7 protein-coding genes are annotated in these 12,497 nt (G+C 72.0%); 6 read left to right on the forward strand and 1 reads right to left on the reverse strand.

Annotated features, from left to right (window positions below):
• The first annotated feature begins 621 nt into the window (after positions 1–621).
• Positions 622–1,497, forward strand: coding sequence for a hypothetical protein (locus WME98_RS45930; protein ID WP_437947954.1), 876 nt, complete (start codon positions 622–624; stop codon positions 1,495–1,497).
• Between the two features lie 476 nt (positions 1,498–1,973).
• Positions 1,974–3,320, forward strand: coding sequence for a hypothetical protein (locus tag WME98_RS45935; protein WP_437947955.1), 1,347 nt, complete (start codon positions 1,974–1,976; stop codon positions 3,318–3,320).
• A gap of 19 nt (positions 3,321–3,339) precedes the next feature.
• Here the strand turns inward: WME98_RS45935 and WME98_RS45940 are convergent, their stop codons facing one another.
• Positions 3,340–4,641, reverse strand: coding sequence for a hypothetical protein (locus WME98_RS45940; protein WP_437947956.1), 1,302 nt, complete (start codon positions 4,639–4,641; stop codon positions 3,340–3,342).
• A gap of 446 nt (positions 4,642–5,087) precedes the next feature.
• Between WME98_RS45940 and WME98_RS45945 the strand changes: the two genes are divergently transcribed.
• From WME98_RS45945 to WME98_RS45960, 4 genes are all read left to right on the forward strand, one after another.
• Positions 5,088–5,837, forward strand: coding sequence for an RNA polymerase sigma factor (locus WME98_RS45945; protein ID WP_437947957.1), 750 nt, complete (start codon positions 5,088–5,090; stop codon positions 5,835–5,837).
• Entirely contained in the window at positions 5,834–8,317 is a 2,484-nt protein-coding gene (locus WME98_RS45950; protein WP_437947958.1) for a serine/threonine-protein kinase, read from the forward strand. The genes WME98_RS45945 and WME98_RS45950 overlap by 4 nt, the downstream gene beginning before the upstream one ends.
• Before the next feature lie 147 nt (positions 8,318–8,464).
• On the forward strand, positions 8,465–10,255 hold the full coding sequence (locus tag WME98_RS45955) for a glycoside hydrolase family 44 protein (protein ID WP_437947959.1): 1,791 nt from the start codon (positions 8,465–8,467) through the stop codon (positions 10,253–10,255).
• A gap of 350 nt (positions 10,256–10,605) precedes the next feature.
• A complete protein-coding gene (locus WME98_RS45960) occupies positions 10,606–12,477 on the forward strand; it encodes a protein kinase domain-containing protein (RefSeq protein WP_437947960.1) in 1,872 nt (623 codons plus the stop codon).
• Positions 12,478–12,497 lie beyond the last annotated feature (20 nt).

Consider the following 12,497-nt stretch of genomic DNA (forward strand, 5'->3'; position numbering starts at 1 on the left):
TACCTCCACGAGAAGGCCCAGTTCCCATGAGAGCCCACCGTTGGCTTGGTCCTCCCTCGCAGCTCCGGAGCACCGGGCGCGCGTGGTCTCCCATGTTCGCATCCATATTCGCATCGATTCGCAATGGCAAGCATTTCGTTGGCCAAACGCTCGCCGGGTCGATCTTCCGGCATCGGAGGCGGCCCCGCTCCGATAGCTGAGCTTTCCTCCGGCATCGGAGGCGGCCCCGCTCCGATAGCTGAGCTTTCCTCCGGCATCGGAGGCGACCCGGCGCCGATAGCTGAGCTTTCCTCCGGCATCGGAGGCGACCCGGCGCCGATAGCTGAGCTTTCCTCCGGCATCGGAGGCGACCCGGCGCCGATAGCTGAGCTTTCCTCCGGCATCGGAGGCGGCCCAGCTCCCCAATGGCCGCGCTGCGCAGGCACGACATCGCGGCGCTCGGCCATGGGCCGTCGAAATCTTGCCATGTCCGTTGACCGAGCGGTACGGGTGCTTACCCCTGGCACGAACGTCCGGCGCGCGCCGGACGCGCACAACACGTCCAGCGCAGGGGAGTAGGGAGCACGGCGCTTGTGTCCCTTCGCCGCCCGGCGAAGGACTTCGACGAGAGGTGTTCCCCTCATGGCCAAGCCTTCCTCTCCGGTCAGCAAGAAGAAGCCGGCGCCCAGCGCGCTCGCGGCGCCGCCCCAGGCGGCGGCGGCGTTCGACAGGACCCTCCCCGAGATCGAGTCGCTGAGCCCGGATCGACTCGTCTCCATCAAGATCGACATCCCTCGCGCCGTCTCCCAGGTGCTCGGCGTGCTGCCAGGCCTGCTCGCGCTGCGCCCCGCCATCGCCGCGCAGCTGCAGCAGCACGAGCTCGCGCTGCTCGACCGGCTGGAGACCTACGCGCTCGCCGCCTGGTACGCGCACCTCCTGTGGCTCTCCAGCGGAGGCGCCGAGAACGCGCTGAAGCCGCTCCTCGCCGAGGCGGCCGCGCTGCGCGAGAACCTGCTGGGCGACGCCGAGGCGCTCGCCCGTCGCGGCCTGCTCGACGCGGCGGCCGTCGCGGAGATCCGCGCCGGCCACGGGCACGTCGACATGGCCAACGACCTCGTCGCGCTCTCGGCCCTCCTCGGCGGGCGCTGGTCCGATATCGCCGGCAAGACGGCGGCGACGGAGGAGGAGGTGAAGCGCGCCGGAGAGATCGGGCCGCAGCTCCTCACCGCCCTCGGCGCGCGGGAGCACGGCAAGGCGCCCGGGCCGACCGAGGCCGCGGACAAGCGGGCCCGCGCGTTCGCGCTGCTCGTGCACGCCTATGACCAGACTCGCCGCGCCGTGACCTACCTGCGCTGGAACGACGGAGACGCCGACACGATCGCGCCGTCGCTCTACAAGGGCCGCGGCGGCCGCGCGGCGTCCTCCAACGACCCCGCGACCGAGCCCGCGGACACCTCCGGCGCGGCCGCGCCGACCGGACCGGAGGTGGCGCCCGAGGGCGCGCCGCCGAGCGGCTAGAACGCCGAACAGGCGGGCACCGCGCGAAGGCGTCGGGGCTCATGCCCACCGCGTCCAGGGGCAGCGCGCACGTCGCACGTCGCGCGTCGATCAACAGGCACCAACAGGCACGCTGCCGGGCTTGTGTGACTCGATTTCTACCATCCGCTCGCACGCGGGCCCAGGTCGCGATGACACGGCGAAATTCATTGCAATGGTGAATCGATTCGCATATCCATTTCATCGTGGGAGACCACATTCGCATGGTGCTCCGGCGCTTCTGGGGCATCAGGCAATGGCGCGCTCTCACGCGCACGGAACCTTCTCGTGGAGGGATGAGAATGACGAAATACCAAGCTCGATGCGCTCTCTCGGTGCTGCTCGCTGCCGCGTCGGCGGGCGCGGCAGAACAGGCCCACGCAGCCGTGACCATCGCGGGAGGCGTAACGCCTCAGAATCCATCCGATCCTTGGGACCTGGGGACGAGCCAGCTCGTCGTGGGATCCGGGACGGTCGAGGTGACCGATGGTGGGACGTTGATCAGCCCCGGCGCGTCCGTGAACGGGGGGAGCGCCGATTTCGGCACCGTCTTGATCGAGGGGTATGGCTCGACATGGATCAACCATGGATCCATGGGGATCGGCAGAGCCAACCTCTCCGAGGGCTGGGTCGTCGTCCGGAACGGCGCCGAGGTGATCACCGACGACCTCGTGGTGGGCGCGAGGGGCACGCTGGGTCATGGTCGTCTGTTCGTCGAGGGGTACGACGCCACCCTGACGAGCGGAGGAAACACCTACATCGGCGACCTCGGGCAGGGGTACGTCGAGCTCAAGCAAGGAGGGAGCCTCTTCTCCCATGACGTCTATATCGGCGGCGTCCACGGCTGCTCGATCTGCGGGGGCGAGGTCGTGATCACGGGCTCCGCGACGAAGTGGGTGAGCACGGGGGAGTTCGTCCTCGGCGTGGCGAGCCGTGGCCTCCTGAACATTCACCGCGGCGAGCTGTTCACGGTGGGCGCGAGCATCGACGGCGATGACCTCCTGAACAGCCACGCGACCGTGAGCGGCTGGGGCGGCACGTGGACCAACCAGGGGCTCCTGCGCGTAGGGGCGAACCGCGGATACGGCACGCTCACCGTCGGGGCCTATGGGACCCTCGTGACGGAGGACACCGAGATCCGCTCCGAGCTCGGCGGGGGCTTCGTCAAGGCGAACGATGTCTATGCATCGTGGATCAACAGCGGCGACGTCACCGTCTCTGCCATCGGCAACCAGTATCCATCGCTCCTGGTCGACAAGCACGCCTTCGTGAGCATTGGCGGCCTCCTGCGGACCACGCCGTGGGCAGGCGGCGATCCCTACCCGTACCTGGGGCCGTCCGTGCGCCTCGCGGACGGCGACCTCATCGCGGGCGCGATGGAGGTCGCGGCGGGCGACTTCGAGCTCGCCGGCGGGCGCCTCGAGATCGGCAGCTTCGTGGGCGATCTCGACAACCTCCAGGCCGGCGAGCTCTCCGTGGGAGAGGTCCACCCGTCGACCGTCGTCGCCGGCAGCTACACCCAGGGGCCGGGCGCCGCCCTCCGCGTCACGGTCGCAGGATCGAGCGCCTTGCCGCTCCTCCAGGTGGACGGTGACGTCCACCTCGACGGGGCGCTCGAGGTCCGGCCGGCGGACGGGTCGACGTCGTTCCAGGCCGGGGACACCGTGGCTCTGCTCGGCTGGAGCGGCGACCTCACGGGGGCGTTCGCCTCGGTGAACATCGACGTGCCGCTCGCCCCAGGGCTCGCGTGGGACACCTCCGCGCTGTACGCGACCGGCGAGATCGCCGTCGTGACCGCGCCCTGAGCGCAGCCGGCTCAGGACGTCAGTTCCACCGGTAGGCCACGCCGAGCGGCAGGGACGCCGCCAGGCCGTCCGCGCCGACGAGGAACAGCGGCGTGGCCTGCAGGAAGAGCGAGCCCGACGGGCTGTCCGTGAGCTTCATGCCGATCTCGGCGCCCAGGCCCAGAGCAAATCCCAGCGACAAGCTCGCCTCCACCATGTCTCCACCATATTGGTAGCCGTCCTCATTCCACGAATAGCTCTCCGTGTAGGCCGTCCCGCTCTGCGTCGCCGTGCCGAAGAGCAGCGACGATCCCACCCGGAAGCGATCGCCGAGCGGGTACGACACCGACGGGCCGAGCGCGATGAGCAGGCCCGCGCTCGAGTGAAGGCTGAGGTGGGCGCGAATGCCGAGGTCCAGGCGCTCCGTCGCCGTGTATCCGATAAACCCCGTCGCCCCTGCGAGGAAGCTACCCTCTGCGAGAGCGTAGTAGCAGTCCCCATACCCGCTGATGCTGCAGACATCGATGTCGTCTGCCTCCATCCAGAGATAGCCGATGAACCCGCCTGCCTCGAAGACGAGGCGGTCCAATACGCCCGGCGTGGCGGCGCGCACGCTCCTCTCGTCGCGCACTCCATCGCGCGGCGCATCGGGCAGCAGCCGCGCCCTGGGCAGCCGCGCCGCCGGCGACCGCGCCGCCGGCCTCGACGCGGCCCCCGGTGCCGCCTCCGCCGGGGCCGCCTCCGCCGGCGCGGGCGCCGGCACGGCGACGTCCACGCGCTCCGACTCCTTCAGCGCCACCGTCGTCTCCCAGAAGACCTCCCCTTGGTGCGCCGCGGCCACGACGTGCTCGCCCGGATCCACGGGCAGCTCCTTGTCCCACGCGACCGGATCGAGCGCCGCCCCGTCGAGCAGGATCGTCACCTGGTCGGCGCCCGCGTCGCCCGCCGAGGCGCGCACCCGGAGCCAGGGCACCCGCGGCGCGAGCGCGTCGATCCGCGCCTTGGCGAACGCCTCCCGGGCCGCGTCCCCCGCGGTCCGCGCCGTGATCAGCGCCTCCTGGAAGCCGACCCAGGCCGTGGCCACCTGGCCGAGCCGCTCGTGGCAGAAGGCGAGGTTGAGCTTCGTCCCGAGGCTCGGCTCGAGGCGCTGGCTCTCCTCGAGCTTGGGGCAGGCCTCGGCGAAGCGCTGCTCGACAAGGAGCGCGCGGCCCTCTCGAAACAGCTGCTCGGCGGCGCTCTCCACGGCGGCGGCCTGCCGGCCCCAGAGCAGCGCGGAGGCGCCGAGGAGCGCCCCCGCGAGGGGAGCGCGGAGCGTACGACGGAACGGACGGAGCGGTTTCACGTGGTCCTCGGGAGGCGCTAGCGGTCAAGAGTCTCAGAAGCCGTCGGAGCATCGCTCCGGCCTGCCAGCCCGATCCCCGGGCGTGCGGCCGGGACGCCGAGCACCGTGAAGGTAACCTGCTGTCCTTCCACCTGTCCTTCCACGTCGACGCCCCCGTCGTCACACGCGGCGGGCAGCGAGGCAAGGGCCAAACGAGATGCCTTGTTCATGTCCTGTTCTCCTCTTCACGCAAGGTCGGCTCAAACATCGAGTGCTCCCGAGGCCGCGCCTCCCGTACCACCGAGGCGCGCCTCCGCAGCGCCGAGCGCCGGGCGGCGCGAGCGCTCGGAGCGCCGGCAGGCCCGCCCTGCGCCCGCGGCCCGCCGGAGCTCCCTCCCGGGGTCGGCCTGTGGTAGCTTCGCCTCGTCGATGATCCTATTCCGCGTGGCCCCCGCGTCCCTTTAGGCATGGCCGACGATTTCTCGCGCGGGCCCCGGCGAGGCAGGTTTCCGACGACCCACCGGTCCGCCGTCGTCGCGGTGGGCAGCGACGACCCGGCGGAGCGCGCGCGCTCGTTCGACATCCTGGTGCGCGCCTACTGGAAGCCGGTGTACAAGCACCTCCGCGTCCGCTGGCGCATGGAAGGCGAGCGCGCCGCCGACCTGACGCAGGGCTTCTTCGCGCGCGCGCTCGAGCAGCGGACGTTCTCCGCGTACGACCCGGCGCGGGCGCTGTTCCGCACCTATCTCAAGATGTGCCTCGACCGCTTCGTCATGAAGGAGGCCGAGAGCAGCGGGCGGCAGAAGCGCGGCGGACATGCGGTGACGCTGAGCCTTGACTTCCCCTCTGCCGAGCGGGAGATTGAGGCGCTCGCCGTGCCCGCGCCCCACTCGATCGACACGTACTTCGACCGGGAGTGGAAGCGTCACCTGGTCGGGATGGCGGTCGACGCCCTCCGCGAGCGCTGCGAGCGGGGCGGCAAGCAGCTCACCTTCCGCGTCTTCGAGCGCTACGTGCTCGACGAGGGCCCCGAGGGCCGCCCCACCTATGCTGAGCTCGCCGCGGAGCTCGGGATCAAGGTCACCGACGTGACCAACTACCTCTCCTCCGCGCGGCGCGAGTTCCGCGGCCTGCTCCTCGACAAGCTCCGGGAGATCACCGGCTCCGAGGCCGAGTTCGAGGCCGAGTCGCGCGCCTTGCTCGGGGGCGCCCGGTGACCTTCCTCGACGACGCGGGGGTCGGGCGCCTCGTCTCGCTCGCGGCCGAGCCCGAGGTCGTCGCCGGCAGGTTCGAGATCGACACGCTGCTCGGGGAGGGCGGCATGGGCGTCGTCTTCGAGGCCTGGGACCGCGAGGAGCGCCGGAGCGTGGCGCTCAAGCTCCTGCGCGACGTCGACGAGGCGACGAGCGCCCGGTTCGACCGGGAGGCCGAGGCGCTCGCCGCGCTCTCCCACCCGGGGATCGTCGGCTACGTCGCCCACGGCAGCACCCCGATGGGCGAGCGGTACCTCGCCATGGAGCGGCTCGTGGGCGTGACGCTCGCGGAGCGGCTCGCCGCCGGCCCGCTCGGCGTGCGCGACGCGGCCGAGGTCGGGCGCGGCGTCGCCTCGGCCCTCGCCGCCGCGCACGAGAAGGGCCTCGTCCACCGCGACATCAAGCCGAGCAACATCTTCCTGCAGGACGGCGCCGTCGATCGGGTCAAGCTCCTCGATTTCGGGCTCGCGCGCGGGCCGAACGCGGCCGCGGTCACCGGCGCCGGGACGCTCGTCGGCACGCCGAGCTACATGGCGCCCGAGCAGGTGCGCGGCGCGGCGACCCCCGACGCGCGCACCGACGTGTTCGCGCTCGGCGCGGTGCTCTTCGAGTGCCTGACCGGCCGGGCGCCGTTCTCGGGCGCGGACACCGAGGCGGTGCTGGTGAAGATCCTCGTCGAGCGGCCCCCCGCGGTCCGGGAGCTCTGCCCGCTCGCCCCGCCGGCGCTCGAGGCGCTCGTCGCGCGGATGCTCTCCAAGGCCCCCGAGGGCCGCCCGGCGAGCGCCGCCGAGGTCGCCGCCGAGCTCGGCGCCCTCCTCGCCGACGGGGGCCTCGGCGCCGCCCCGGCCGCGGCGGCCGGCGACCCGGCGCAGGCCGCCGCGCCGGGGACGCTGCTCGCCGGCAAGTACCGGGTGGTCCGGACGCTGGGCAGCGGCGGGATGGGGGTCGTGCTGCTCGCGCGGCACGAGGCGCTCGAGCGGAACGTGGCGCTCAAGCTCCTGCGCGGCAGGAAGAGCGGCGGGGACGTGGCGCGCTTCCTGCGCGAGGCGCGGGCGGCGTCGCGGCTCGAGAGCGAGCACGTCGCGCGGGTGATGGACGTCGGCACGCTCGACGACGAGACGCCGTTCATCGTGATGGAGTTCCTGAGCGGCAAGGACCTCGGGCAGGTCCTGCACGAGAAGAAGCGGCTGCCGGTCGGGGTGGCGGTGGACTACGTGCTCCAGGCGGGGGAGGCGATCGCCGAGGCGCACGCGCTCGGCGTCGTCCACCGGGATCTGAAGCCGTCGAACCTGTTCCTCACCGCGCGGCGGGACGGCTCGCCGCTCGTCAAGGTGCTCGATTTCGGCATCTCGAAGATCTCGCGCGCGAGCGACGCCGCGCGGGCAGGCGACGACGCGCACGCGGTGACGCTCCCGCTCGACGTGAGCATCACCGCGCCCGACGCGATCATGGGCTCTCCGCTGTACATGTCGCCCGAGCAGCTCGAGAGCACGAAGCGCGTGGACGCCCGCACGGACATCTGGTCCCTCGGCGTGGTCCTGCAGGAGCTCCTCACCGGCCGTCCGCCGTTCGCGGCGGGCAGCTTCATGGCCATGGGCGCGAAGATCGCGGCCGGCGCGCCCGCCGGGCTCCGCGAGGGCTGCCCCGAGGCCCCGGAGGGCCTCGCCGCGGTCGTGCTCCGCTGCCTGGAGAAGGACCCCGCGCGGCGCTTTCAGAGCGTCGCCGAGCTCGCGCAGGCGCTCGGGCCGTACGCGCCGGAGGGCTCGCGGCTCTCGGTCGAGCGCATCGCCCGCGTCGCCGGGGCCGGCGCGGCGGCCGCCGACGCGAGCGCCGCGCCGGGCGCGGACGCGGGCGCGCCGGCCGCGCGCCCGGAGGACGCGCCCTCGGACCGCGCGACCACGGCGCGCACCACGAATGCGCCGGCCGCGTCCAGGGGGCGGCGCGGCGCGCTCGTCCTGGTCGCGGGCGCGGCGATCGCGCTCGGCGCTGGGCTCGTGGCCGTGCTGCGCGCTCCGGGGGGCGCGGAGGGCCCGCTCGCGGCGCCTGCCTCCGCCGACGCGACGGCGCCGTCGACCGACGAGACGCCGAGCCCGAGCCACGCGCTCCAGCGCAGCGCAGCCGCGCCCGCGCCGCCACCGCCGCCCGCGCCGGCGGCGAGCGCGGCGGCGCCCGCTCCGGAGGCCGACGCCGCCGCGGGCGCGCCGCCGTCGCGGGGCGCCGGCCTCCCGGACGGCGCCCCGCCGTCGCAAGGCACGGGGGCCGCGGCCGCAGCGGCGCCGCCGAGCCCGCCAGAGCGCCCGCCGTCCAGCGCGCGCGCCCGTCCCGCCGCGCCGCCGGCCAAGGACAGCCCCCCTGAGGCGCCCGCGGTCGAGCGAGCGCGCCCTGCCGCCAAGCCATCTCCCGGCGAGGTCGATCTGATGGACCCGGCGCTGCTCCGCCGGTAGCGGGTGATGCGGTAACGGCCGCACGCAGCGCCGCGAAAGCGTGGACCGCCAAGACATCGAGGGCGCCGACCGGGCAGGGTAAACCGGTTAATAAATACATTTAACTTAAGCGGTTCGGGAAATGATGGCCGGCAGGAGACCATCGTAATGAAAATTTCTACACTTGGTTCGCTTGCTCCCGAGCGAGTCCTGTTCGCGCTGCTCGCGTCGGCCGCCCTCCTGGCCTGTGGCGACGACGGCGACACGTCCCTGGCGGGCAGCGGCGGCGCCGGCGCCTCCGGCGGCGGCACCGGCACGGCCAGCGGCGGCACCGGCGCTGCCGGCGGCGGCACCGGCACGGCCAGCGGCGGCACCGGCACGGCCAGCGGCGGCCAGGGCGGCCATCTGCCCTCGGACATCGTCGAGCCCGGCGACCCCGGGCAGGGCGATGTCACCTTCACCGTGCGCGTCGATCAGGGGGTGCGCCCCATCAGCCCGCTCATCTACGGGGCCAACTGGGCCGAGGACCTGGACGGCGAGCAGCGCGGGACGAGCGTCGTGCGCATGGGCGGCAACCGCATGACCGCCTACAACTGGGAGAACAACGCCTCCAACGCCGGCTCGGACTACATGTTCCAGAACGACGCCCACCTCGCCGGCAATGGCCCCAACGGCGATGTCCCCGGCGAGGCGGTGCGCGTGCTGGCCAAGGACGCGCTGTCGCACGGCGCCGCCTTCATCGCGACCATCCCGATCTGCGGCTATGTCGCGGCCGACAAGGCCGGCGACGGCGACGTCAACAAGACCCCGAATTACCTCCAGACGCGCTTTCACCGCACCATCGCGCGCAAGGGCGCTCCGCTCTCCGCGGCGCCGAATCTCGGCGACGACGCCGTGTACCAGGACGAGTTCGTCGCCTGGATGAAGCAGGCCTTCCCCGACGCTTTCCAGGGCGAGGTCGCGAGCGTCCTGTTCTCGCTCGACAACGAGCCCGACCTCTGGAATCACACCCACGAGCGCATCCACCCGGAGCCGGTGACCTACGCCGAGCTCGTCGAGAAGAACATCGAGTTTGCCTCCGCGGTCAAGGACGTCGCGCCGAACGCGCTCGTCACCGGCTTCGTCTCGTACGGGTATTCTGGCTACGTCAGCCTGCAGGACGCGCCGGACGCGGACGGGAACTTCATCGAGCATTACCTCGACGCCATGAAGGCCGCCGAGGCGAGCGCGGGGCACCGCCTTGTCGACGTGCTCGATCTGCACTGGTACACGGAGATCTACGCGAACGGCGAGCGCATCACGGGCGACGATTCCTCGCCCGAGTCCGTGGAGGCGCGCGTCCAGGCGCCGCGCTCGCTCTGGGATCCCACCTTCAAGGAGGACAGCTGGATCGCGAACGACGTGTTGAACGGCCCGATCACGCTCATCCCGTGGCTCCGCGGCCTGATCGATGCCCATTACCCGGGCACCGAGATCGGCTTCACCGAGTACAATTACGGGGGCGGCAACCACATCTCCGGCGCGATCGCCCAGGCCGACGCGCTCGGCATCTTCGGCCGCGAGGGCGTGTTCCTCGCGACGATCTGGGATCCCGGCGAGGAGGTGTCGATGCTCCGGGCCGGCGTGCGGGCGTTCACGAGCTACGACGGGAAAGGCGCGCGCTTCGGCGACACGTCCATCCACGCCGAGACGAGCGACGTCGCGAAGGCCACCGTGTACGCGAGCATCGACGAGGCCGATCCGAACCGCATGGTCCTCGTCGCGATCAACAAGACCGCGGCCCCGCTCACGGCCGCGGTGACCCTCGCCGCCTACGCGAGCTACACGGCCGTCGACGTGTGGCAGCTCACGGCCGCAAAGGCCGATCTCGTGGCCGCGGATGCGGTCACCCCGGGCGCCACGAACGCCTTCACGTACGCGATGCCGGCCCACAGCGTCTCGGTGCTGGTGCCCCGGTAGCGCTCGCGGCGGAGGGGGCCGCCCTCGCGTCGCGCCGCGGGCGGCCCCCGGCGCGACGCAGCACGGCCCCACCCGCGGCAGCTCGGCCGCGTCCCGAACGGCGATGTCCCGCAGGACGGCGCGCTCGAAGCGAGGGTGGTAGAGGAGATCGCTCCTTCCGCCCGCGCGCGGTGCAGCAGCGGGCGATCTCCGCATCATGGCGAGCGATCTCCGCGGCCGCGCCCGAACGGCCCTGCGGCGCGCTGCCCGTTGACCGGCGGTCCGCGGAAGCGTAGGTGTTTTGAGCTGTCATGCACGACCACACGATCGGAGGCAGGTACGCGCTTCGGCGCATGATTGGCCGCGGCGGCATGAGCGTCGTGTGGGAGGCGTTCGATCAGATGCTCCGCCGGACGGTGGCGATCAAGCTGATGGCCCCCCATGAGCTCGCCTCCGACGAAGCGCAGCGCCGCTTGGCGCAGGAGGCGACGACGATCGCCCGGGTCCGGCATGAGCACATCGTCCAAGTGCACGACTTCGGCATCGACGAGGGGTCGCCCTACATCGTCATGGAGCTGCTCGAGGGCGAGGACCTCGACTCGCGGCTCCGGCGGGTGCGCCTGCTCCCGGCCCCGACCGTGCTGTCGTTGCTCCGGCAGATCAGCGCGGGGCTCGACGCCGCGAGCGCTGCGGGCATCGTCCATTGCGATCTCAAGCCCGCAAACATCTTCCTTGCCCGGAGCGCATACGGCGAATCCGTGAAGATCCTCGATTTCGGGATCGGGTGGACGCTCCACGAGGGGAGCGACGCTCCATCGAACGAGCGGTATAGCGGGCGGTTCGGGACCCCGGCGTACATGAGTCCCGAGCAGGTCCGCGGCGCCGTCCCGCATCCCCTGACCGATCTCTGGTCGCTCGGCGTCATCGTCTACCGCGCGCTCACCGGCCATCTCCCGTTTCCGCTGACCGACGTCCGGGAGCTCATCGTCAGCATCTGCACCGATCCGTTCGCGCCGGCGTCGTCGCTCGGCGTCGACCTCCCCCCCGGCGTCGACCGCTTCTTCGAGCGCGCCCTGGCGAAGGACCGCTCTCGCAGGTTCCAGTCGGGCCGAGAGCTCGTCTCGGCCTTCGCCTCGATCTGCAATACCGCGGCGAGCCCCGCCAAGATCCTGGTCGTCGACGACGAGCCCGACCTCCAGATGCTGCTCAAGCTGTATTTTCGCAAGAAGACCGGCCGCGCCTACGAGCTCGTCTTCGCCGACAACGGCCAGCTCGCCCTCGACGAGCTCCGGCGAAACCCGGACATCGACGTCATCGTCACCGATCTCAACATGCCGGTGATGGACGGGTTCTCCCTCCTCGAGCGCGTCCCCGAGGTGAACCCGCTGGCGAAGACGGTGATCGTGTCCGCGTACGGCGACATGCCCAACATCCGCCGCGCCATGAACCGGGGCGCCTTCGATTTCCTGTTCAAGCCAATCCACTTCGAGGATCTGGAGGCGACGCTGGAGAAGACGCTCCGGAGCGTCGAGGAGCACCGGCGCAAAGCGCATTCGAACGAGGAGAACGACCTCTTGCGGAAGTTCACGAATGCAGCCCTGATCGAGCGGCTCCGGTCGCACGGGCCCGCGGGCGTGACTGCGAGCGAGACGCTCGAGGCGACGGTGGTGTTCGTCGATGTCCACCGGTTCACCCGCATCGCGAAGGAGCGGCCCCCCGTCGAGGCCACGCGGCGGCTCAACGCCAACTTCGAGGTGATCGTCCCGGAGCTCCTGGCGCAGGGCGGGATGGTCGACAAGTTCGTCGGCGACGCGGTCATGGCGGTGTTCCATGGGCCGGATCACCTCGATCGGGCGCTCCGGGCGTGCCTCGCCGTGCGCGCGCAGATCGAGACGATCGCGCAGCGCGCAGGCGACGACTCGCCGTATGCGCACGGGGTGTGCATCGGCCTCTCCACGGGCGACGTCCTCGCGGCGGGCGTCGGCTCGCACGCGTGCGGGCAGCTCGGCTACTCGGTGCTGGGCGAGGCGGTGAACGCCGCCGCCCACCTCGCGCGGGCGGCGCTCCCCGGAGAGATCCTCGTCGACGAAGCGGTCTGCGCGGGGGCCAGGCGCGACATCAAGCTCGAGGCCGCCGGCGCGCGGGGCGTCTGGCCGAGGGCGGATCCGACGGCGGTCTACCGGGTGCTTCGGAGCGACCCCGCGTCGCGCGCGCTCGCGGAGATGCCGACCGTCGAGATGTAGCGCCGCGGCCGGGCGCGCCG

Origin of the sequence: Sorangium sp. So ce296 (genome assembly GCF_051529605.1) — a bacterium.
Classification (GTDB): Bacteria; Myxococcota_A; Polyangia; order Polyangiales; family Polyangiaceae; genus Sorangium; species Sorangium cellulosum_D.